This is a genomic window from Candidatus Enterovibrio altilux, assembly GCF_002381345.1.
GTDB classification, from domain to species: domain Bacteria; phylum Pseudomonadota; class Gammaproteobacteria; order Enterobacterales; family Vibrionaceae; genus Enterovibrio; species Enterovibrio altilux.
This window is the reverse complement of the sequence record NZ_CP020660.1, coordinates 684205-706917: the sequence shown is the minus strand read 5'-3', so window position 1 is coordinate 706917 and position 22713 is coordinate 684205. Positions and strand designations below refer to the sequence as shown.

Annotated in this window: 20 protein-coding genes and 3 pseudogenes; 17 read left to right on the top strand and 6 right to left on the bottom strand. The window is 37.9% G+C overall.

Going from position 1 to position 22713, the window contains the following annotated elements; genetic code table 11:
* The first annotated feature begins 265 nt into the window (after positions 1 to 265).
* The gene (locus BTN50_RS12075) at positions 266 to 466 is read left to right on the top strand and encodes a transposase (RefSeq protein ID WP_223823239.1); all 201 of its coding nucleotides are present in this window, start codon (positions 266 to 268) and stop codon (positions 464 to 466) included.
* 965 nt (positions 467 to 1431) lie between these two features.
* Here BTN50_RS12075 and purN read toward each other — a convergent pair.
* The 3 genes from purN to BTN50_RS09710 form a co-directional block, all read right to left on the bottom strand.
* Positions 1432 to 2067: a phosphoribosylglycinamide formyltransferase gene (purN, locus tag BTN50_RS02995; RefSeq protein ID WP_096618977.1), complete on the bottom strand. Its 636-nt coding sequence runs from the start codon at positions 2065 to 2067 to the stop codon at positions 1432 to 1434.
* Positions 2067 to 3113, bottom strand: a complete 1047-nt coding sequence (gene purM / locus BTN50_RS02990) for a phosphoribosylformylglycinamidine cyclo-ligase (protein WP_096618976.1) — start codon at positions 3111 to 3113, stop codon at positions 2067 to 2069. Before purM ends, purN begins: the two co-directional genes overlap by 1 nt.
* A 125-nt stretch (positions 3114 to 3238) precedes the next feature.
* A complete protein-coding gene (locus BTN50_RS09710; RefSeq protein ID WP_150137208.1) occupies positions 3239 to 3445 on the bottom strand; it encodes a hypothetical protein in 207 nt (68 codons plus the stop codon).
* A gap of 270 nt (positions 3446 to 3715) precedes the next feature.
* Between BTN50_RS09710 and upp the strand changes: the two genes are divergently transcribed.
* Positions 3716 to 4342, top strand: a complete 627-nt coding sequence (gene upp / locus BTN50_RS02985) for a uracil phosphoribosyltransferase (RefSeq protein WP_096618975.1) — start codon at positions 3716 to 3718, stop codon at positions 4340 to 4342.
* 692 nt (positions 4343 to 5034) lie between these two features.
* On the opposite strand, the gene BTN50_RS02980 is transcribed toward upp, so the two are convergent.
* The 3 genes and pseudogenes from BTN50_RS02980 to BTN50_RS09350 all read right to left on the bottom strand — a co-directional run.
* The gene (locus BTN50_RS02980; RefSeq protein WP_096618974.1) at positions 5035 to 5778 is read right to left on the bottom strand and encodes a ferredoxin--NADP reductase; all 744 of its coding nucleotides are present in this window, start codon (positions 5776 to 5778) and stop codon (positions 5035 to 5037) included.
* A gap of 1115 nt (positions 5779 to 6893) precedes the next feature.
* On the bottom strand, positions 6894 to 7076 hold the full coding sequence (locus BTN50_RS09705; protein ID WP_150137209.1) for a hypothetical protein: 183 nt from the start codon (positions 7074 to 7076) through the stop codon (positions 6894 to 6896).
* Positions 7077 to 7184: 108 nt separating this feature from the next.
* Positions 7185 to 7451 (bottom strand): annotated as a pseudogene (locus BTN50_RS09350) (transposase); the annotation flags it as partial.
* 704 nt (positions 7452 to 8155) lie between these two features.
* On the opposite strand from BTN50_RS09350, the pseudogene BTN50_RS02970 reads away from it, so the two are divergent.
* The 15 genes and pseudogenes from BTN50_RS02970 (at position 8156) to fliE (ending at position 22703) form a co-directional block, all read left to right on the top strand.
* Positions 8156 to 9017 (top strand): annotated as a pseudogene (locus BTN50_RS02970) (IS5 family transposase).
* Between the two features lie 224 nt (positions 9018 to 9241).
* Positions 9242 to 11176 (top strand): threonine--tRNA ligase, encoded by a 1935-nt coding sequence (gene thrS / locus BTN50_RS02965; RefSeq protein ID WP_096618973.1) that lies wholly within the window; start codon positions 9242 to 9244, stop codon positions 11174 to 11176.
* Positions 11177 to 11179: 3 nt separating this feature from the next.
* Positions 11180 to 11725: a translation initiation factor IF-3 gene (gene infC, locus BTN50_RS02960; protein ID WP_096618972.1), complete on the top strand. Its 546-nt coding sequence runs from the start codon at positions 11180 to 11182 to the stop codon at positions 11723 to 11725.
* A 117-nt stretch (positions 11726 to 11842) separates the two neighbouring features.
* Entirely contained in the window at positions 11843 to 12037 is a 195-nt protein-coding gene (rpmI, locus tag BTN50_RS02955; RefSeq protein ID WP_096618971.1) for a 50S ribosomal protein L35, read from the top strand.
* A 41-nt stretch (positions 12038 to 12078) separates the two neighbouring features.
* Positions 12079 to 12432, top strand: coding sequence for a 50S ribosomal protein L20 (rplT, locus tag BTN50_RS02950; protein ID WP_096618970.1), 354 nt, complete (start codon positions 12079 to 12081; stop codon positions 12430 to 12432).
* Between the two features lie 694 nt (positions 12433 to 13126).
* Positions 13127 to 14017, top strand: a pseudogene (locus BTN50_RS02945) (IS5 family transposase).
* 225 nt (positions 14018 to 14242) lie between these two features.
* Entirely contained in the window at positions 14243 to 15376 is a 1134-nt protein-coding gene (locus BTN50_RS02940; protein ID WP_096618969.1) for a flagellin, read from the top strand.
* A gap of 68 nt (positions 15377 to 15444) precedes the next feature.
* Positions 15445 to 15867, top strand: a complete 423-nt coding sequence (locus BTN50_RS02935; RefSeq protein WP_096618968.1) for a flagellar protein FlaG — start codon at positions 15445 to 15447, stop codon at positions 15865 to 15867.
* Positions 15868 to 15881: 14 nt separating this feature from the next.
* A complete protein-coding gene (gene fliD, locus BTN50_RS02930) occupies positions 15882 to 17249 on the top strand; it encodes a flagellar filament capping protein FliD (protein ID WP_096618967.1) in 1368 nt (455 codons plus the stop codon).
* A 107-nt stretch (positions 17250 to 17356) separates the two neighbouring features.
* Positions 17357 to 17554, top strand: coding sequence for a hypothetical protein (locus BTN50_RS02925; protein WP_223823240.1), 198 nt, complete (start codon positions 17357 to 17359; stop codon positions 17552 to 17554).
* A 12-nt stretch (positions 17555 to 17566) separates the two neighbouring features.
* Positions 17567 to 17971, top strand: a complete 405-nt coding sequence (gene fliS / locus BTN50_RS02920) for a flagellar export chaperone FliS (RefSeq protein ID WP_096618966.1) — start codon at positions 17567 to 17569, stop codon at positions 17969 to 17971.
* A gap of 174 nt (positions 17972 to 18145) precedes the next feature.
* A complete protein-coding gene (locus tag BTN50_RS02915; RefSeq protein ID WP_096618965.1) occupies positions 18146 to 19618 on the top strand; it encodes a sigma-54 dependent transcriptional regulator in 1473 nt (490 codons plus the stop codon).
* A 163-nt stretch (positions 19619 to 19781) separates the two neighbouring features.
* Entirely contained in the window at positions 19782 to 20810 is a 1029-nt protein-coding gene (locus BTN50_RS02910; protein ID WP_096618964.1) for a sensor histidine kinase, read from the top strand.
* Positions 20810 to 22261, top strand: coding sequence for a sigma-54-dependent transcriptional regulator (locus BTN50_RS02905; protein ID WP_096618963.1), 1452 nt, complete (start codon positions 20810 to 20812; stop codon positions 22259 to 22261). The genes BTN50_RS02910 and BTN50_RS02905 overlap by 1 nt, the downstream gene beginning before the upstream one ends.
* A gap of 130 nt (positions 22262 to 22391) precedes the next feature.
* A complete protein-coding gene (gene fliE / locus BTN50_RS02900; protein ID WP_096618962.1) occupies positions 22392 to 22703 on the top strand; it encodes a flagellar hook-basal body complex protein FliE in 312 nt (103 codons plus the stop codon).
* The last annotated feature ends 10 nt before the right edge of the window (positions 22704 to 22713 follow it).

The following is a 22713-nucleotide window of genomic DNA, read 5'->3' as shown; positions in this document are numbered from 1 at the left end:
AGGTCTATGAGCAATCTGCGCTACAAAACAACTCACCGGGAGCAGCATGATAAAGCTTTAATCAATCGTGGATGATTAACATGTAGGATTGATGAAGAAGTTATTCAGTTATGGGATTAAACTAAGTAGAGTAATCATGGGAGAGCTAGTTTATTTCGCGACTTACGCATTACGGCTGCTCTTATGGTTAAAGGTATATTTTTAATGCTATTGAGAGGTATGCAATGATTCATTTATTCTGTTTGTTACACTTATTTAATTACCATTGCTATGTCCTCATTATTCATGCATCAGCAAGCGAGCTAAAACGGTTAACGCCACGTTCAAGATGAAGCATGAAGGAAGCATCCAGCATTTAATCATAGATCTTACGGGGTTCAAAGCCTACGGTGAAATAGAATGTAAAGTAAAAAGCATGGTACTGGTGGGAAATGGCGAGTCTGGCGTAAGTAACATTTTGCGGTAGATATAAATACGTATGTAAGTATTGCTGCTGAGTTAAGTGGATTAAATGTGATAACAGTCAAATGTTGCCTAAGTTGCTTAAAGAGATCCGTCTGAAAATCAATAAAATATTAGCTGATTATGCTGATAACACTAGACAATATTACGAATTTTTTGTATTAAGCTTGCGGTTCCACTTATTCAACAAGAAAAGGAGCAACGTTCTGGGAACAATATCGTCCGCGTAATTTAGCAGTCAGTGACCAGAAGTTATACGGTTCCAATCAGCATTGTAAAATGAGAATATGGTTACCATAAGCGTTCTTAATTAAAGACAGCAATGCTTAGGGTTCAAAAATTACTGGGAGGGATATTGAGTGTAAGAAATAATAATGTTCAGGTTAGCGAAATTTATGCATGATAAAAGCGATTGTTTAATTGTCAATCATGTTGAAATTTACTGTCTGAATTTGAATTAAAAAACAAAGCCAAATATCGTACACACTAAGATCACTCATATACCATAATATAATATTAAATATAGATAACCTATAGAGCATGTAACAATTAAATTAAGTTGAATAATTTTGGTTTTGGTCGTAGACCTCTGAAATAACTTTACTATAAATTCATATGTTTAACATATTGTTTAACGATGTTTATTCTACCATGAATAATTACTTTAATAATTTTTTCTGGATTATCCATCAAGTTCCGTTTAGTCAATAAACTTTGTTTGATACAGAGGTTATTGTTGACTCACAGGAAGAAGTAAAAATTAATGATGTAGTGATATAATTTTTTACCAGCAACTAACCTCAGTCACAAAATGTAGCCTAGTGAATGCTTCGTATTTCACTTGAGTGAAGTAATTACCTTTCATTTAGTAAAATCACCTGTACGTTTAATTAAAAAGACAGATGATTTTTACAAAATTAGAAATTAAAAAGGGTTTCAAAATGCATTTTTATTTGGCAAAGTCTCACTTTAATCAGCCGCGTAACCAGATTCACTAAGTATTTGGTTATCAAGTAATGCTTTTCCATTTTTCATTTTTAAGCGGTCTAGACAGAACCACTTAACTATCAATGGACAGATGCTGCGCTCTTGTTCTTGAACACGCTCAAAAATAGTATCTGCATCATCTTCTATGAAAATTGGCACTTTAGCTTGAATAATAACAGGACCGCTATCTAGTTCTTCAGTCACAAAGTGAATAGATGCGCCATGTTCGTTATCACCTGCATCAATTGCCCGCTGGTGGGTATTTAAACCTGAATATTTTGGCAGCAAAGAAGGGTGTATATTAATCATTTTACCGTGGTAATGCCGAACGAATTCAGGCGTTAAGATGCGCATAAAACCTGCAAGTATAATTAGATCAGGTTGATATACATCAATAGCTATCATTAATTTACCATCATATTCATCACGTTTAGTTATACCTTTGCTTGGTACAATTAAAGTATCGATATCCGCTTCTTTTGCTCGAATTAACCCATATGCATTTTCTTTGTTAGCTATTACCGCAACAAGATTAATACCATGTTTGCCATGGCATTTATCAATGATGGCTTGCAGGTTAGAGCCGTTTCCAGAAACTAGCACAACTACATTTTTCATTATAAGCCTTTAATTTCAACCTGTTCTTCATTAGTTTCAGCATCTGCAATCGTACCGATCAACCAAACATTCTCGCCTTCGTTATTAAGAAGATCGATTGATTGTTTTGCTTGCTCTGCTGGTAGAATAATGACTAAACCAATACCGCAGTTGAAAGTACGGTACATTTCGTGTTGGGTAACATTACCTTTTTCTTGTAACCATTTAAAAATAGCTGGCCATTCCCAGCTATTTTCATTGATAATAGCTTTTGTGCTCTTAGGTAAAACTCTAGGGATATTTTCCCAAAAGCCACCGCCAGTGATGTGAGCAATAGCATGGACTTCGCAGGTCTCTAGCATCTTTAATATTGGTTTCACGTAAATTCGAGTAGGTTCCAGAAGGTGCTCACTTAAAAATTTACCTTCTAGTTCAGAAGATATATTGGCTTCTGATACTTCAATTATTTTACGCACCAAACTGTAACCGTTTGAGTGAGGTCCAGATGATGAAACTGCAATGATTGCATCACCAACACTTACCTTGGTGCCGTCAATGATATTTTCTTTTTCAACAACTCCAACACAAAACCCAGCAATGTCGTAGTCTTCATCTTTGTATATACCTGACATTTCTGCAGTTTCACCACCGATCAGTGAGCATCCAGACATGATGCAACCTTCACCAATACCAGTAACCACGTCAACTGCAATATCAACATTGAGTTTTCCAGTTGCGTAGTAATCAAGGAAAAATAGAGGTTCTGCACCTTGAACGAGTAAGTCATTCACACACATAGCAACCAAATCAATGCCAATAGTGTGATGTGTTTTAAGGTCTATAGCCAAACGCAACTTAGTACCTACCCCATCAGTACTCGATACCAGAACTGGTTGTTTGTATTTAGTTGGTAATTTACACAGTGCGCTAAATCCACCGATACTCCCCATGACTTCAGGGCGAAGAGAGCGTTTTACGACACCTTTGATACGGGCAACGAGCTCATTACCTGCGTCAATATCAACACCTGCATCTTTGTAACTAAGAAAAGACGTATTACTACTCACTGGAGCTCCTTACCAAGTTTATGGACTAAAAGCTTGTCTACTTTAACAGTGTCATAACAAAAAAGAAACGTTTGCGTCAGCGGGTTTGGATGAGACAATCGCAACTAGATGAGCATACTATTCAGTTATTTTTCTTGGTGGCATGAGTGGAACTGCTCGTTTAATATGAATGGTTTCGTAACATTGTTTGGTGTTGTAAGCACTACCGGCTGAGACTGTATTGATTTTTCAGCAGGTCTGTGTGAAGAAGTCAAGTAGAACTTCACCGTAATAACATCTGATATACTTAACTCAGCAGCAATGATTTCATACGCATTTATATCTACTAACAAATATAATTGACGCCAGATTTGCTATTTTCCATCAGCACCATGCTTTTTTACTTTCTATTTTCCTTCATTGTAGATGTTCAGCTCTGCTGAATAAATGGCTAAGTGCTTTAAGCTTCCGTTAATTGTCGCTTTGAACGAGACATTAACTGCTTTGGCTCGCTGGCTAGTGCATTAATAGTGGGTGCATGATAATGGCAGTTGCGTAAATTTGAAAACAAATTTAATGAAGCCTGTGTATAATGTGTGAATATATTTTTGCAAGGGTTTGTCATGAAAGTCGTTGAGGTTATGCATCCACTGGTAAAACACAAAATTGGTTTGATGCGAGAAGGTGACATCAGCACCAAACGTTTTCGTGAGTTAGCGAACGAAGTAGGTAGTTTGCTGACCTACGAAGCAACCTTTGATTTTGAAACTGAACAAGTAACAATTGAGGGGTGGAATGGTCCAGTAGAAGTTGATCAAATTAAAGGTAAAAAAGTCACTGTTGTACCAATATTGCGTGCAGGACTAGGCATGATGGATGGTGTTCTGGAGCATATACCAAGTGCCCGCATTAGTGTTGTAGGCATTTACCGCGACGAAGAAACACTTGAGCCAGTGCCTTATTTTCACAAATTAGCTAGCAACATTAATGAGCGCATGGCGTTGGTGATTGACCCCATGCTAGCTACCGGTGGTTCAATGATTGCGACTGTTGATCTCTTAAAAGAGAATGGTTGTTTCAACATTAAAATATTGGTACTGGTTGCTGCGCCGGAAGGTGTTACTGCTCTTGAAAAATTTCACCCCGATGTAGAGCTTTACACTGCAGCAATTGATAAAAATCTGAATGATAAAGGCTATATTATTCCAGGCTTAGGAGATGCTGGTGATAAAATTTTTGGTACAAAATAAAATTTAATCATCATCCGCACCATACTGTTGTTTCCTAATTTGAGTTCAGATAAACTTTATTTTCTAAATTAGTAAACTAAATTACCAATCTATGCTTTAAACAATTAGACTCATTTAAATACTCAATTTTTTGATTTAGGAAACAAAACCAGGCAACTGAACAAGTTTAAAGACAAAATTAATGAATTCGTGAAGACTTCTCAATAGCATTGAACAATATGTATTTAACCATGAGTACTGTCGTAATGGCTCAGTTGCTAAATAAATGAGTTCTCCCATGATTGGCCTGTTTAGTTTTATTTTATAGCTGAATGGCTTCTTCACTAATCCAGAATGCTAGTGAGCCATAATTGATTAAAGTTTGATTATATTGCTTCCAGTTAGCCACTTAGAGTGTTAATTGAAGAGTGAGTTCCATGATTTAGAAAAAGCTAGTTACTATAAAAGCTTTTTAGTATAGAAAGCAATGGTTCGAATTAAAAAACTACTGAGGGGGGGACATTGAACTTAAAGGATTAGAATACCAGGTTAGCGAAACCTTCACGATGATAAAAGTATTAAATAAGTTGAGAAGACTAGGTATGCTTAATACGAAAGCAATTGTTTAATGGAAGGTATTCATGATTGAATAGCTCAAGTAGCAGATATATCGTAGTAGTGTCACCTCTGGTTGAATAATTCATGAAGCGTGATTACCAATATTGCTCAGTGGTGATTTGCCCTGGTTTACGACGTAAGTTTTTTGTTAACCCTTTTTGTTCAAGTAGTTCTCGTACATCTTTGATCATGCTAGGGTTACCACACAGCATAATTTGGCTTTGTTCTGGTGACAACTTTAAACCAATAATGCGTTCTAACATGCCATCTTCAAGTGCGTGAGTAATGCGTCCAGATAATGCACTAGCATTGGGCTCTTGGCTTACAAATGGTTGTACAATAATTTGGTCACTGTGTTGTTGTTTTAATGAATTAATTTTAGATTGATAGCTGAGATCAGCAGAAAAACGAACGGCATGTATGAGTACTATTTTACGAAAGCGTGGCCACACTTTATTTTGCTGTAAAATTGATAAGAAAGGTCCGAGTGCGGTACCTGTAGACAGCATCCAAAGATGTTCACCATCAGGAATTTCATCAAGCGTAAAACAACCAGTCGTATCTTTGGTGATCATTACTGAATCGCCCGCTTCTAGTGCGTGTAGTGCGGGAGAGAGCAATCCATCTGTCACACGTGTCACATAAATTTCTAGATACTTACCGTCAGGAGGGTTTACGTAAGAGTAGGCGCGTTGGATAAGCTTTCCGTTGATTTCTAAACCAAGTTTAGTGAATTGTCCGGCAATAAACGGATCAACATCAGCATCAAGTACAAGGCTAAACAGATTTTTATTCCAGCGGCGATTTGCAATGACTTTCGCTTTGATCCAAGTAGCCATATACACTCCTTACTGATTGCTTGGTATACTCATATTTAAAAATGTAAGTTTATAGCGGCAATTTTTTGCGCGTATTGGGAAGCCTCTTATGGCTATCTAGCCTATATTATCATTATTTATTTTATTGATTATATTTTATAAATATACATTCGTTAATCTATAATAACATGATTTTCATGTGATACATGATATTTTTTTACTGAGTAGAGTTTAAAATAGGACAATAGTTTTTTATCAATCATAAGTTGCCACTTGTTTTTTTGTACTTCAACTATATATTCTTCATTACTCTCTAAAATATACCAAAGTTTCAAGTTTATCTTTTAAATTATAGTAATTTTTGAGTGGATTTATTACCTACTTGAGTCATGTATGGCATAGGTATTTTTCGTATAAAATTTTTCATTTTCCATAGTGTCCACTATGTCCATCCAATGCTTTTGAACTGCATATGTTTGCTAGGCTTTGTTTCCTAATTTGAATTCAGATAGCAAATCCCAACGTGATCCACTATTAAACAATTGCTTGTGTTTTTATCATACTAAGCTTGGTCAGATTATTTGACGCTTTTATCATGGGGTAAGTCTCGTTAATTTGAGCATGATGAATTCTTAAGCTCAATGTCCTTCCAGTTAGTTGTTTTGTGGCGCAGATTGTTAATAGACCTGAATATTTAAGTGAGCCTAACTATTTAGAGTGTTGACTGAAAATCTAGTTCTTTTATTTAGGAAATAAAGCCGGTTACCGCAAACGTTCCCTAGCAGGGACAGTAATGGTTCGAGCCTAAAAACTACTAGTAGGGACATTGAGTTTAAGAAATCACATAACTCAGATTAGTAAAACCGTCGCTATGATAAAAGCGTTAAATGAGTTGATAAAATGAAGTATGCCTAAGACGAAAGAGATTGTTTAATAGTGAATCATGTGGAGATTCGCCGTCTGAACTAGAATGAGGAACAAAGCCACCTAGGCATTGTAAGCCCTTCGGTTCAACGTTTTTTCAAAAATTTTTTAACTTTAAATATTGCAGTCTTTGCTAGGGAACGTTTATGGTAATCATACCTCGTTTTTCGATGCTGCTTGAAACCGTATAATTTTGGTAACTGATCACTAAATTACGCGGATGACCTCGTTCCCCGACAGTTGCTCTTTTTTGGATGAGATGCGTGGAACCGCACGTTTAATTTGAACGGTTTCGTAATATTGTTTGATGTTACAAGCATTATCGGTTGATATTTTATTAATTTTTCAGCAGGTCTGTTTGAGCAAGTTAGTTCGTACTGTACCATCAGTGACATTTAAAGCACTTAACTCAGTAGCAATGATTTATGTATATTTATATCTATTACTAAATGTAATTTGTGTCAGACTCGTCGTTGCCCATCAGTACCATGTTTTTTTACTGTCTATTCATCTTCATCGTGAACTTTGAGCACTGTAGAATCTATGGTTAAGTGCTGGATGTTTCCTTTATTTTTTTTGAACGTGATGTTAACCATTGTAGTTCGCTTGCTAATGCATGAATAATGAGGGCATGACAATGGCAGTTGAGTAAATTTAAAAACAGGATTAATGAATCTTTGCAGATCTTTCAATGGTATTGAAAATACGTATTCAACCATGAAGGTCGTCGTAATGGTTGAGTCGCTAAATATATGAGGTCTCCCATGATCACCCTGCTTAGCTTGACTTCATAGTTGAATAGTTTTTCATCAGTCCAGAATGTTAGCTAGCTACGATTGATGAAAACTTGATTATACTGCTTCCAGTTAGTTGTTTTGTAGCAAAGATTGTCATGGACCTGAATATTAAAGTGAGCCTAATTGTTTAGATTGTGGATTGAAAATTTAGTTCCATTATTTGGAAAATAAAGCCGGTTATTATCAACGTCCCTTAGCAGAGGTAGCAATGGTTCTAGTCAAAAAATGACTGGGAGAGACAGCGAGCTTAAGGGATCACGCCATTCATATTAGTGAAATAAAGCCCATTGCGTTCAAGACAGAAGCCTAAAGGAATTATCCTGCTCTTAGCCATTGCTTCTACAGGACTAAAAATTTACGGTAAAGACGAGTAGACAGTAAAAAAGCATGACACAGACGCTAAACTGCTTGTCTGGAACAAGTTATATATAGCGGTAAATATAAATATACATGAAATCATTGCTGTTGGGTTAAATTCATCAAGTATGACTGAAGATTGACATACTATCTAACTTGCTCAAAAAGACCTGCCGAAGAATCAATGAAACATAATGATTTTTAATAATGGAACTAGATTATTAATCTGTACTCTAAACAGCTAAGCTCACTTAAATATTTAAGTCTATGAATAAATTTTACTGTAAAATAACAAACTAAAGCAGTATAATTAAGCTTTAATTAATCGTAATTCCTAATATTCTGGATTGATGAAGAAGCGATTCACCTATGGCATTAAACTAATCAGGATAATCATGGGAGACCTAGTTTATTTAGCTACTTATCCATTACTCATGGTGAAACACGTATTTCCAATGGCATCGAGAGGTTAGTAAGGATTTATTAATTCTGTTTTCAAATGTGCTCAACTGCCATTGTTATGTCCCCACTATTCATACATTAGCAAGCGAGCCAAAAGGCCAATGTCACGTTTGAGATGAAGAATAAAGGAAGCATCCAGCACTTAGTAATGGATTTTAAGGTGCTCAAAATCTACGGTGAAGGCGAATGGACAGTAAAAAAGCATGGTACTAATGGGAAACGGTAAATCTGACGTAAGTCACATTTAGCGATAGATATAAAAACGCAAGAAATCATTGCTGCTTAGCTAAATGCCTTAAATGTAACTGACGGTGAAGTGCTACCTAACTTGTTCAAACAGATTTGTCGAAAAAGCAATGAAATATTGGTCGATGGTGCTTATGACATCAGACAATGTTACGAAACCATTCGTATTAAACGAGCGGTTTCATTCATTTCATCAAAAAAAGAGCAACTTTTTAAAAAACAAAGTTATCCGTGTACTTTAGCGGTCAGTTACCAAAAATTATACGGTTTCAATCGGCATTAAAAAACGAAATATGGCAACCGTAAACGCGTTCCCTATTAAAAACAACAATATTTTGAACAAAAAAATTACTGGAAGGAGGGACATTCAGCTTAAGAGATTATAAGGCTCAGATTATCGAAAATTCCGCCATGATAAAAGCGTTAAATCAGCTGATTAAGCTAAATATATGGAAAATAAAAGCGATAGTTTAATCGTTAATTATGTTAGGATTTGCTAGCTTAACTCAAACCAGGAAACAAAGCCACATGAAGTGGCAATTTATTTTTGATTCTTGTGCATTGAATTTTATTTATATACAAAATGAATATGTGAAGAACTTATTTAACACCATCTTATTTATAACTAATTTTATTAAAAAATAAAATCATAATATGTGCTACCGCATGTGTGGCATTACTGTACATAGGATAATTAAATGCCTGTAATTACTCTTACAGACGGTAGTCAACGTTCTTTTGACAACCCAGTTTCCACTCTTAATGTTGCTCTAGATATTGGGGCTGGTCTTGCAAAAGCTTGTATTGCAGGTCGTGTTAACAATCAACGTGTTGATGCATGTGATTTGATTGCACAAGATGCGAATCTGAAAATCATTACTGCAACAGATGCAGATGGCTTGGAAATTATCCGCCACTCATGTGCTCACTTGTTAGGTCATGCAATTAAACAGTTATTTCCAGATGCAAAAATGGCGATTGGTCCAACTATTGACAGCGGTTTCTACTATGACGTTGATCTTGAGCGATCTATTACGCAAGAAGATCTTGATGCGATTGAAAAGCGCATGAAAGAGCTAACTAAAACTAAATATCCAGTGGTTAAGAAAAATGTAAGTTGGCAAAATGCATGTGATGTATTCGCAGCACGTGGTGAAACTTACAAGCTTGAAATTCTTAACGAAAATATTTCTCGAGATGATTGTCCTGGCCTTTACTACCATGAAGAGTATGTTGATATGTGTTGTGGCCCGCACGTGCCGAACATGAGCTTCTGCCAGAACTTTAAGATTCTAAGTGTTGCTGGCGCCTATTGGCGAGGTAACAGTAATAATAAAATGCTTCAACGTATTTATGGTGCAGCATTTCGAAATAAGAAGGAACTTAAAGCGTACCTTATTCGTTTGGAAGAAGCAGAAAAACGTGATCATCGTAAACTTGGTAAGCAGCTTGCTCTGTATCATATGCAGCAAGAAGCGCCTGGTATGGTATTCTGGCATCACAAGGGCTGGATTATATTTCGTGAGTTGGAAATGTTGATTCGCGAGAAATTGGTTGAGTATGAATATCAGGAAGTGAAAGGTCCACTGATGATGGATCGCATTCTCTGGGAACGCTCAGGTCATTGGGATAAATATGCTGATTACATGTTTACGACACAATCAGAAAGTCGTGAATATGCATTGAAACCAATGAATTGCCCAGGTCACGTACAAATCTTTAACCAAGGTTTGAAATCTTATCGCGATTTGCCGCTTCGTATGGCGGAATTTGGTAGCTGTCACCGTGATGAACCATCAGGCGCATTACATGGCTTGATGCGTGTTCGTGGATTCACACAGGATGATGCACATATTTTTTGTACTTTTCAACAAACTAAAAAAGAAATAATTTATTGTATTTCAATGATTTATGATATATATAAAATTTTTGGTTTCAATAAAATTATTGTGCATTTATCTACGCGTCCTGAGATGCGAGTTGGTTCAGATGAAATGTGGAATCGTGCAGAAACCGCATTGGTTGAAGCACTTGATTCCATGAGCATTAAATTTGACATTTTGAATGGAGAAGGAGCCTTCTATGGACCAAAGATTGAATTTACACTGCGTGATTGTTTGGATCGTGCATGGCAGTGTGGTACTGTGCAACTTGATTTCGCTTTGCCTGAGCGTTTAGGCGCAACGTACATTGGCGAAGACAATGAGCGCCATACTCCAGTGATGATTCACCGAGCTATTTTAGGTTCACTAGAACGTTTCATCGGTATTTTGATTGAAGAATATGCTGGTTATTTCCCGAGTTGGTTGACTCCTTTGCAGGCTGTGGTGATGAATATCACCAGCAATCAGGCTGATTATGCTCAGAGTATAGCGAAAAAACTTCAAAAAGCAGGATTTAGAGCGTCAGCGGACTTGAGAAATGAGAAGATTGGCTTTAAAATTCGAGAACATACTATACAGCGTGTACCTTATATGCTTGTCTGTGGTAACCAAGAGATAGAAGCAGGCAAAGCAACAGTACGTGTACGTACGCGCAGAGGTAAAGATTTGGGTAAATTAACAATTGAAGAATTTGCTTCTCTGCTCGAGAATGAAATTCGCACCCGAACGCTCAATATTTTGGAGGAATAAGGTATTAAAGGCGCAAAAAAAACCCCAGCAAAACAAAATGCTCATCGTTTAAATGACGAAATTATTGGTGTACGTGAAGTGCGTTTAACTGATTTTGACGGTGAAGCTGTTGGTGTTGTTTCGATTGTAGAAGCTATGAGAATAGCTGAAAAAGCGGGAGTAGATTTAGTTGAAATCAGTCCTAATGCCGAACCACCAGTTTGTCGTGTGATGGACTATGGTAAGTTCATTTACGAAAAGAGTAAAGCTGCGAAAGAGCAGAAAAAAAATCAAAAAGTTATTCAGGTTAAGGAAATTAAATTCCGTCCTGGTACTGATATTGGAGACTATCAGGTAAAACTACGTAACCTGATTCGCTTTATTGAAGAAGGCAATAAGGTCAAAGTCACTATCCGATTCCGTGGGCGCGAAATGGCGCATCAACAGATCGGTGTTGACGTTCTAAATCGTTTGAAGGCAGACACTATTGATATTTGTTTAGTAGAAAGTTTTCCAACGCGAATCGAAGGTCGTCAAATGGTCATGATTCTTGCCCCTAAAAAGAAGTAATTTTGGCATACAAGTAATGTAATAGATTATGCACTTTTTTATTTTAAACAGCGTGTAACCTTTTCATTCGCCTGATTATGTTGTTATTAACATGGAAACAATGCGGAATTCTTCATTATGCCTAAGATGAAATCAAACAAAGGTGCGGCTAAGCGCTTCAAAAAAACTGCTGGTGGTTTTAAGTTCAAGCACGCAACTAAACGCCACATTCTAACTAAGCGTTCTACTAAGAATAAACGTCAACTGCGTTTATATGCAATTTTATCGAAGTGCGAAGTTGCAGCAGTTATTCGCATGCTTCCATATGCATAATTTTTCTTAGTGTATTAACGATTTAGTTTAGGAGATAATTCATGGCTCGCGTGAAACGTGGTGTACGATCTCGTGTACGTCACAAGAAAGTTTTAAAACAAGCTAAAGGTTATTATGGGGCACGTTCACGTGTTTATGGTGTGGCTTTTCAGGCTATTACTAAAGCTGGTCAATATGCTTACCGGGACCGTCGTCAGAAGAAACGTCAATTTCGTCAACTGTGGATTGTTCGCATCAATGCTGCGGCACATCAAAATGGTATGCCTTATAGTCGTTTCATCAATGGTCTAAAGAAAGCATCAATTGAAATAGATCGTAAGATCTTAGCTGATATCGCAGTATTTGATAAAAGAACATTCTCTATGCTTGTTGAAAAAGCAAAAGCTGCTCTGTAATTAATTCTAAAATAGAATTAGCAAGAAAAGAGAGCTTAAGTTTAAAGCCATTCACTTGAAAGTGAGTGGCTTTTTAATCTTTATTTTAACAGGTATTCCATTATTTAGCTTAATATAACTATATAATATAGCTAATTTTTACCATGACTAGATAATATTATTATTTTCTATTTTTACATCATATTCTTAAATACTTTTGGCACTATTTCTATGTTTCGTCTGTCAGTTCATATGCCAAAAATTCACACTTCACATAGCTTTGTTTTCTAAATTATGGAACCAAATTGTTAACCTATGTTCTAAACAGTTAGGATTATTTAAATATTCAGATCTATGAAGAAGCTTCATTACCAAACAACCAACTGGAAACAAACTAAGCGGAGTAATCATGGGCTTTGTTTCTTAATGTGAGTCAGATAGCAAATCCCCACATGATTCACTATTAGACAATCGCTCTCGTGTTAGGCACACCAAGTGGTGTCAGTTTATTTAACGCTTTTATCATGGCGTCGATTTTACTAGTATGAGCTGTGTGATTCCTTAGGCTTAATATCTATCTAAGTAATTTGCTAATTCGAATCATTGCTGTCTTTGCTAGGGAACGTGTATGGTGACTGTTTTTATCTCCTAAACAAGGGAACTAAATTTTCAATGAGCACTCTAAGCAGTTAGGCTCACTCAAATATTCAGGTCTATGAACAATCTACGCCACAAAACAGCTAACTGGAAGCAGTGTAATACAGTGTTAATCAATCGTGGCTTACTAATATTCTGAATTGATGAAGAAGCCATTCAGCTATGGAATCCAACTAAGCTGGGTAATTATGGAAGACCTCGTTTATCTGGAGACTTAGCTATTACGACGGCCCTCATGGTTAAATGAATATTTTCAGTGTTATTAAGAGGTCGAAAAGGATTAATTAATTTTATTTTTAGACTTGTTCAGCTGCTATTGTCATGCCCTCACTATTCATGAATTAGCAAGCAAATTAAAACGGTTAACGTCATGTTGAAGACGAAGAATAAAGGAAGTATACAGCACAGAGCCATTGATTTTATGGGGCTCAAAAGCTACGGTGACGGCGCATGGGAAGTAAAAAAAGCATAGCACTTATGGGAAACGGAGAGTTTGGCAAGTTACATCTAGTGGTAGATATAAAGACGCGTGGAATTATTGCTGCTGAGTTAAGTGCGTCAAATATGACTGATGGTGAAGTGCTACCTAACTTTTTCAAATAGACCTCCCTAAGAATCAATGCAAGGTTAGGCGGTGGTGCTTATATTAAATAAGCAGTTCCATTCATCCCTCCTAAGTAAAGAAGAAACTTGTGAAAAAGCGAAGCCATTCGTATAACTTAGCGGTCAGTTATCAGCAATTATATGGTTTAAAGCAGCATTATAAGGCGAAATATTATTACTATAAACGTTATCTAGCAGAGACAAAAATGGTTCCAGTTAAAAACTACTGGTAGGAACGTTGAGCCTAAGAAATCACGGCACTTAGATTAATGAAACTGACGCCATGATAAAAGCGTTCAATAAGCTGATAAGGCTAGGTATGCCTACAACGAAAACGATTGTCTAATAGTGGAACATGTTGGGATTTGCTATCTGAATTTTAATGAGGAAACAAAGCATAGCAACATGACACTATGGTCATTTGTTGGATGGTCCTGAGTGTTATACAAACAGGGAAAAAAGTGTAAAGGTTTGTGAAACGGCGCCGTTACATGGGTTAAGAGAGATTTAGTACTGGTTTTCCCTATATAGTTGGCCGAAAGCTGGGCTTAGTCCTAAATGGAGAATAGTTATGGCTATTACAGTAAACACTAACGTTCCAGCAATGACTGCTCAGCGTTATTTAAACCGTTCCACTGACTCACTAAATGCATCTATGGAGCGTTTATCGTCAGGTTATCGTATCAATAGTGCAAAGGATGATGCAGCAGGTCTGCAAATATCTAACCGTTTGATTTCACAAAGTCGTGGGTTAGATGTTGCTGTTCGTAATGCCAATGATGGCATCTCACTGGCGCAAACTGCTGAAGGTGCAATGGAAGAATCCGCTAATATTCTACAGCGTATGCGTGATCTGTCCCTGCAATCAGCTAATGGTGCAAATGGAACTGAAGAGCGTAAAGCAATTCAAGAAGAAGTTGTTGCATTACAAGATGAACTAAACCGTATTGCAGAAACGACCTCTTTTGGTGGTACGAAACTGCTGAACGGCACTTTTGGAACTAAGTCATTCCAAGTTGGTGCGAATGCGGGTGAAATGGTTATGATGGAACTCAAAAATATCCGTGCCGATGAAGCGATGATGGGAGGGGCAACCTTTACCTCTTCAGTAGGTGTTTCAATAGCTGATTGGACCGCAACAGGCGGTGTGTCAATGAATATGACTATCACCAATGCTGACGGCGGTACAACGTCAATTAGTGTTTCTGCGAAAGCGGGTGACGACGTGGAAGAAATTGCAACTTATATTAACGGTCAAGCAGATAGTAAAATTAATGCATCTGTGACTGAGAATGGTGAACTGCAAGTCGTAGCTGCATCAGGTGCAGATGTTACTTTTGAAGGTGTTTTAGCAACGTCTTTAGGGATGGTTGAAGCGATAAAAACTAACGAAACAGTTAAAGATATTGATGTTGGTACCATGGGGGGGGCACAGAAAGCAGTGGGTCTTGTGGACAACGCGATACAATATATTAATTCTCACCGTGCAGAGCTGGGTGCGAAGCAAAACCGTTTAAGCCATACGATTGCTAACCTGAATAATGTGAATGAAAACGTCAGTGCATCTAATAGCCGTATTCGTGATGTAGATTTTGCGAAGGAAACTACGCAGTTTACTAAATCTCAAATTTTGCAGCAGTCTGGTACGTCTATACTTGCACAAGCAAAGCAAGCTCCATCAGCAGCATTAAGCTTGTTAGGATAATAGAGATGTAGCCAGTATGATGGTGAGCTTGCTTTTCACTAGTATTAGCTAACAGGAGGTGAACAGCAATGGACATAACATCCGTTTCTTTAACATCCCTGTCTCATGTGTCCCCACAGTCCGGCAGTCAAATGGATAATAGCAAAAAGCCAATGGGAGAGACTCAGCTCAAAACCACACACCAACATCCGTCGATTGCTAATGTTGAGAAGTTCCCTAAGCGTCCAGTAGGGCAAGTCTATCAATTTAAAGATTTGCGTGAAATTCAGCAGGAACAGCTTGAAACATTGGTAGCACGACTGGATGAGTTTGTGTCTACCTTTAATAAAGGCTTGTCGTTTCGTCTCGATGAGGACTCTGGAAAAAGCGTCGTTATTGTTTATGAAATGAGTAGCGGCGATATAATTAGGCAGATTCCAGAGAAGGAAATGTTAGAGCTAGCACAGCAACTGTCTCTGCATGCGAGGGGGCTAGTGGAAGTAAAGGTATAACCGAGGAAAAGAATATGGGTCTGAGTGCAACTGGTCTTGGCAGTGGAATGAACATTAATTCTATGGTCAACAAAATTATTGATGCTGAGCGTGCGCCTAAACAGGAGCGCATTATGAGCCGTATGAATGATGTTGAAACCCACATTAGTGCCTATGGTAGACTTAAAGATTCTCTTGATACGATGCAAGATTTAATGTCTAACTTTCGTCGTAAAAATACTTTTACAGCTAGGAATACTACTTCCGATAATTCGGAGGCCGTTTCTGTTTTTGCAGATCACCAAGCCGTTACTGGCGTTTATTCGATTGATATACGGCAACTGGCTCAACCTCATAAACTGGTTTCGGGCGGGTTAGACTCTGACAATGACTTTGGCGCAGGACGTTTGGTTATACGGCTCGATGGTCACTCAATGACCATTGATATTGACGAAGATAGCAGTTCCCTGCTTGACATTGTTCGCGCCATTAATAACCATCCATCTAATCCTGGTGTAACAACATCAGTGATCAATGATGATACTGGAGCACGTTTAATCTTAGGTAGTGGTAAAACAGGAGCTGACAATTATATCTCCGTAGCAGTGAATGCTGCACTAACCAGCCCACTGCAAAATTTAGTGTATAATCACCTCAATGATTTTAATGCCATGAATGAAATACAGGCACCTAAAGACGCACGTATTTTGATTGATGGGTTGGCATCAGTATCTAATGACACCAATTTGTTTGCAGATGCGATTCAAGGTGTCAGTCTAAATGTTTCTCAAGTTACTACCTCTAAAGATGGACCAGTAACAATAGTCATTGATGAAGACCGCGAAGCAGTGAAAGCATTGCTTGAGCACTTTATTGAAGCTTACAATATTTTTTATCAAACTACTAAACTGTTGTCTAAGTACGATCCAGAAAGCCAGCAGGGTGGACCACTGGTGGGAGATAGTATTGTACGTTCTGTAACCAGCCAGATGCGAAATTTATTTTCTACTCCTATTGACGGAGCATCCGACTCAATCAGAACGCTGAGTGAACTGGGTATTTCAACAACTACGGAAGGTCGGTTAAAAATTAATCACAGTCTGTTAGATAAGCAACTGTTAAGTAATTTTTTGGCTTTGGAAGGTTTTTTTGGAGGTCATGATGGGTTTGCAAAGAAGGTAGAGGATACAATCCATTCTTTCACTGGTGTCACCGGTACTATTCGTAACCGTGAAAGTAGTTTAAATAATCAACGAGTACGCTTGCGTGATGAGCAAGATACATTAAATCGTCGTATGACAGATATTGAAAATCGAACATTAAAACAATTTTCCACTATGGATAACGCGATGGCAGAAATGCAATCACAGTTTTCAGCAATGACGAACATGATACCTGGGTAAGGTAAACATTGATATCAGTATATTTGTCCCAATTAGAAACGATAGATGAACATGTACTGAATGTGTTAACAACAAATCCAGTTGATGCTAATAAAATGGTACGATTATTGAACAAAAGAAAACAATGTTTGGCAAGTATTGCGGTGCTGCCGGAATTACCGGAAAAAATAACTTGGTCGATTGCATTAAAAAGAACTAAGCAAATAGTTATCCTGATAAAAGAACATCGAGATAATGCTGCAGCTCAAGCCAATCGTATTATTACAGGACATAGGTCAGTACAAGTGTATAAAAAATTTGAGTAGGTGAGGAATATTATGAGAGGGTCACTTCAGGCCTACAAAAAAGTTTCCATTAACAGCCAGTTAAGTTCAGCATCACCACATAAAGTGATCCAGATGCTGATGGCTGGGGCAATCGAGCGTTTGATTCAAGGTAAAGCTGCGATGCTGCAGGGTAATATTCCTACTAAAGGAGAACGCTTAGGTAAAGCACTGGATATTATTATTAGCCTTAGAACATGCCTCTCAAAGGATGAGGGTGGTAAAATTGCCTCCAATCTTGATGCACTTTATTACTATATGATCCATCAGATTTCAGAAGCTAATCTAAATAATTTGGACGTACCCATTGATGATGTCATAGGTATATTGCGCGAGATTAAATCAGCTTGGGATCAAATACCCGTTGAGTATCACAATATTACTCAAACAGAAGTATAAAACCTCACCATTTTCACTACAATATTATTGGTGGTGATATTGAAGTGACAGACTTACTGTGTCTTCAGTTGCCTTAGAGTAATCAATAATTACAATAGATGGATTATTTTATTGTTACCGTTAATATATACGCGTTGATAATAAAGATGGTTTTGGTGCAGATATATCTCACACATACAAGGTTTAGCGAAAATACTTATTATCGAGGACGATGAAAAATTTTGTCACGATTTTGGCGTTATTTTGGAGTTTATTGGTGAGCAATACCTGTTATGTTCAACCAACGAGCTTAATGAAATGCATTGGAAACAAGCAGAAGGAGCTTGCTTTTTAGGCAATATTCATTCATCCCAGCGTTTGTCGCAGGTTTTGGATAATTTGACTATTAATAACCATATCCCGGTTATTGCGCTTTCAAAACATAAAAATAATTTGTATGGCTTACCTAATTTTGTTGGTGAATTAGCATTGCCTTTAAACTATCTACAATTAGCAGATGCATTGCGTCATTGTCAGGAATTTTTAGGTAAGCATGCGATTAACATTCCGCAATTTAGCCGTAAAAATACGTTATTTCGTAGTATGATTGGACGCAATAATGCTATTAGTTATGTTAGACATCTTATTGAGCAGGTCGCTGGAACAGAAGCCAGCGTTTTGATTCTTGGTGAATCTGGCACAGGCAAGGAAGTTGTAGCACGTAATATTCATTACCATTCCCTTCGTGGTAATGGACCATTTATGCCTGTTAATTGTGGTGCAATTCCTTCAGAGTTACTGGAAAGTGAACTCTTTGGTCATGAAAAGGGTGCTTTTACTGGCGCAATATCTACCCGTAAAGGCCGCTTTGAACTCGCTGAAGGTGGTACATTGTTCCTTGATGAAATTGGAGATATGCCACAATTAATGCAGGTTAAGTTATTGCGTGTGCTTCAAGAGCATAGTTTTGAACGTGTGGGTGGTAATAGAACTATTCAAGTTAACGTACGTGTCGTTGCCGCAACACATCGCAATTTGGATGCTATGATTGAGGCGGGGTCGTTTCGAGAGGACTTGTTCTATCGCTTGAATGTATTTCCAATTGAGATGCCAGCATTACGCGATCGAATTGAGGATATTCCATTGTTAATTCAAGAGCTTATGAGGCGTTTAGAAGCAGAAGGTAGCAATCAAATACACCTCACACCTCGCGCGATTACATCATTGATGGAACACGAATGGGCGGGTAATATTCGTGAGCTAGCCAATTTAATTGAGCGTTTAGTTATTCTGTATCCTTCCCAAATGGTTGATGTGAACCATTTACCTAAAAAGTATCGTTACAGTGATATTCCGGAATTTCAGCGTGAAGCTAACTGTTCTCTTGAAGACAATGAAGCGCTTGAGCGTGATGCATTAAGTACTGTATTTGCGATGGACATGGCAAGTGAAGAGCAACCGAGCTTTGGTTCCACGCCCTCAGGTCTTCCTCCTGAGGGTGTTAATCTCAAAGCAATGCTGGCTGACTTAGAAATTGACATGATTTGTCAAGCATTAGAAGCGCAAGCGGGTATCGTTGCCCGTGCTGCTGATATGTTAGGTATGCGACGTACAACGTTAGTTGAAAAAATGAAAAAATACGGACTGAATAAAGGAAAAATTTTCTAATTTACCATCATGTTAATGTAGTACTTTTAAAGTAAAGTCAATTTTTTGACTCTATTTTTTATGATTTAGAACATAACACATTGAATAATAATAGATAATAATTGGTGTAATATCTGCATAGTAGCATTGATAATGAAGAATTTAGAGTTGAATGTATAGGATCATGGAAGCCAAAAATTCACCATTTGGAACCGTTGACCAACAAGTACTCAATGTAATGCCAGCAGGTATCATCCTTTTAGATCCCTATGGGCGTGTGGCTGAAGCGAATCCAGAAGCACATCGCTTACTGGGTGAACCGTTGGAGCAGATACGCTGGGTGGACGTTATTTATCGCGCATTTTTTCCACGCGAAGATGACGGTCATGAAATATCTTTAAGAGATGGTCGACGTGTTAAGCTTGCAATCTCCGCATCTGATTCAGGACAGATAATTTTGCTTACTGATATGACAGAAACGCGTTTACTTCAATCTTGTTTTAGTGATCTTCAGCGACTTTCTTCGCTGGGTCAAATGGTAGCGTCCTTAGCACATCAAGTGCGTACGCCTCTCTCTAGTGCGTTGTTATATGCCGCCAATTTAGCAGCGCCAAATATTAATGAACATACCCGCAAGCATTTTCAAGTCAAGCTGATAGATCGGCTTCATGATCTCGAAAAGCAAGTAAATAATATGTTGTTATTTGCTAAAGGTGGAGATAATAAGGTAACTAATCTCTTCACGATTGAACATTTACTGAATGAATTTGAACCTATGGTGGAGGCTGCAGTGAATAGCCAAAACGTGAAGTTTGAAATCAATTGTGATAATGAGTCTCTTTTATTACTTGGTAATGCTCATGCGTTGGCAAGTGCATTATCGAACCTTGTCATTAATGCGATTCAAGTAGCAGAAAATGAGTGTAAAATCGTAGTTGATACACGAACAACCAATGGCCATATGTTTTTATCTGTTTCCGATAATGGCCCCGGTATCCAAAAAGAGTTGCAAAATAAAATTATCGAACCATTCTTTACAACTCGTCAGCAGGGTACAGGTCTTGGTCTTGCCATTGTACAAATGGTTTGTCATGCCCACAAAGGCAGGATGACCCTTCACTCGCAACCGGGCCAAGGTGCCTGCTTTACGCTCTGCTTACCTTTGGCAGAAAACAGTAATGTAGCGTATCAAAAAATATCAGGAACAGCTTAATGAATCAAAGTAAAGTACTAATTGTTGAAGATGATGAAGGGCTGCGAGAAGCTTTAGTGGATACATTAACATTAGCTGGCTTCCAGTGGTTAGTAGCTGATAGTGCGGAACAAGCCTTGTTGCTTCTTAAAAAGGAATCTGTTGATATTGTTGTGTCAGACGTTCAAATGGCGGGTATGAATGGTTTAGACTTATTGCGAAATCTGAAGTTTAATCATCCGAGGCTTCCTGTTTTGCTTATGACAGCATACGCTAACATTGAAGATGCAGTATCAGCCATGAAAAAAGGTGCCATTGACTATATGGCGAAGCCATTTGCTCCTGAAGTGTTGCTAAATATGATCAGTCGTTATGCACCGGTTACAACCGATATGAGCAAAGCGATTGTGGCTGATCCTAAAAGTTTGGCGCTTATGGCATTGGCTGATAAAGTAGCAAAAACTGATGCTAACGTAATGATTCTTGGCCCAAGTGGTTCTGGTAAAGAAATAATGGCGCGTCATATTCACTGCCAATCTACTCGTATTAACGGCCCGTTCATTGCCATCAATTGTGCTGCTATTCCTGAAAATATGCTGGAAGCAACGTTGTTTGGTTATGAAAAAGGTGCATTTACTGGGGCGGTGCAAGCTTGCCCTGGGAAATTCGAACAAGCGCAAGGTGGTACTATTTTGCTGGATGAGATCAGTGAAATGAGTGTATCTTTACAGGCAAAATTATTGCGTGTTCTGCAAGAACGTGAAGTAGAAAGGCTAGGCAGTCGTAAAAGCATTAAACTCAATGTCCGCGTATTAGCAACTAGTAACCGTGATTTACGGGAGTATATTGAAAAAGGTTACTTTCGTGAAGATTTATATTACCGCCTTAATGTATTTCCTATCTCATGGTTGCCATTATCTGATCGTCAAGGAGATATTATTCCGTTAGCAGAACATCTGCTTCAACGCCATTGTAGTAAAATGAGTGATGCTGTGCCAATACTTCAAAAGAAAGCAGCAGAAAAGCTTTTGACTTATAGGTGGCCTGGTAATGTGCGCGAATTAGATAATGTCATGCAACGTGCGCTTATTCTCTGTAAAAAAAACTATATTCAGGCATGTGACATTTTACTGGAAGGTATTGATTGGCAAGATGCAGAAAGTTTGCAATCTCTTGTCGCTTCCTCATCGCGTGCTGAGGCTCAGTCGAAACCGTCACTAAACTTAGCGTTTCGAACATCGAGCTTGACTGATATAGCTGAAGACGTTATTACATTTGATGCGTTGAAGCCAGTAATAGGTACATATGATAGCTTGGATGGTGAGTTAAGAGAGCAGGAGTTTGCGATTATTTTAAAAACGATTCGGGCATGTGGAGGGCGCAGAAAAGACGTAGCTGAGCGCTTAGGTATTAGGCCGCGTACGTTGCGTTATAAATTAGCAAAGATGCGTAATGCAGGTATTAATATTTAACTGTAAGGCAATGCTTTTAAAGGTATGAGCAGCTTACATTATGGTTTAATCATTGCACAGTTATTAACCAAAATACATTAATAGTTTTATCTTGCGTGAGTTGCTAAAATTTTGACAGCGAGGATAATCAATGAAAATTTTTCCTATGCAGCAAGGAATGCAAACGATAGCATTGGAAGCACAAAATGTAAGCCGTCAGGCTACTGGTCAGCAAGTGAGTCAAGACTTTGCTGAATTATTATCGTCTGCTATCAAAAAAGTCAATGGGCTCCAAAAAACGTCAAGCGAGTTAGCAGCACGTTTTGATCAAGGAGACCTCAGTGTTAGCCTTTCTAATGTAATGATTGCGCGTAATAAATCTAGTATTGCATTTGAAGCAACGGTGCAAACCCGCAATAAGTTGGTTGATGCGTACAAAGAATTGATGAATATGCAGATATAAAGTAGGAACT

Excerpts from the sequence above, each read along its gene's own strand:
- purN (WP_096618977.1), bottom strand. The coding sequence starts at position 2,067 with ATGAAAAATGTAGTTGTGCTAGTTTCTGGAAACGGCTCTAACCTGCAA.
- upp (WP_096618975.1), top strand. The coding sequence starts at position 3,716 with ATGAAAGTCGTTGAGGTTATGCATCCACTGGTAAAACACAAAATTGGT.
- BTN50_RS02980 (WP_096618974.1), bottom strand. The coding sequence starts at position 5,778 with ATGGCTACTTGGATCAAAGCGAAAGTCATTGCAAATCGCCGCTGGAAT.
- BTN50_RS09705 (WP_150137209.1), bottom strand. The coding sequence starts at position 7,076 with ATGTCACTGATGGTACAGTACGAACTAACTTGCTCAAACAGACCTGCT.
- thrS (WP_096618973.1), top strand. The coding sequence starts at position 9,242 with ATGCCTGTAATTACTCTTACAGACGGTAGTCAACGTTCTTTTGACAAC.
- rpmI (WP_096618971.1), top strand. The coding sequence starts at position 11,843 with ATGCCTAAGATGAAATCAAACAAAGGTGCGGCTAAGCGCTTCAAAAAA.
- rplT (WP_096618970.1), top strand. The coding sequence starts at position 12,079 with ATGGCTCGCGTGAAACGTGGTGTACGATCTCGTGTACGTCACAAGAAA.
- BTN50_RS02940 (WP_096618969.1), top strand. The coding sequence starts at position 14,243 with ATGGCTATTACAGTAAACACTAACGTTCCAGCAATGACTGCTCAGCGT.
- BTN50_RS02935 (WP_096618968.1), top strand. The coding sequence starts at position 15,445 with ATGGACATAACATCCGTTTCTTTAACATCCCTGTCTCATGTGTCCCCA.
- fliD (WP_096618967.1), top strand. The coding sequence starts at position 15,882 with ATGGGTCTGAGTGCAACTGGTCTTGGCAGTGGAATGAACATTAATTCT.
- fliS (WP_096618966.1), top strand. The coding sequence starts at position 17,567 with ATGAGAGGGTCACTTCAGGCCTACAAAAAAGTTTCCATTAACAGCCAG.
- BTN50_RS02910 (WP_096618964.1), top strand. The coding sequence starts at position 19,782 with ATGGAAGCCAAAAATTCACCATTTGGAACCGTTGACCAACAAGTACTC.
- BTN50_RS02905 (WP_096618963.1), top strand. The coding sequence starts at position 20,810 with ATGAATCAAAGTAAAGTACTAATTGTTGAAGATGATGAAGGGCTGCGA.
- fliE (WP_096618962.1), top strand. The coding sequence starts at position 22,392 with ATGAAAATTTTTCCTATGCAGCAAGGAATGCAAACGATAGCATTGGAA.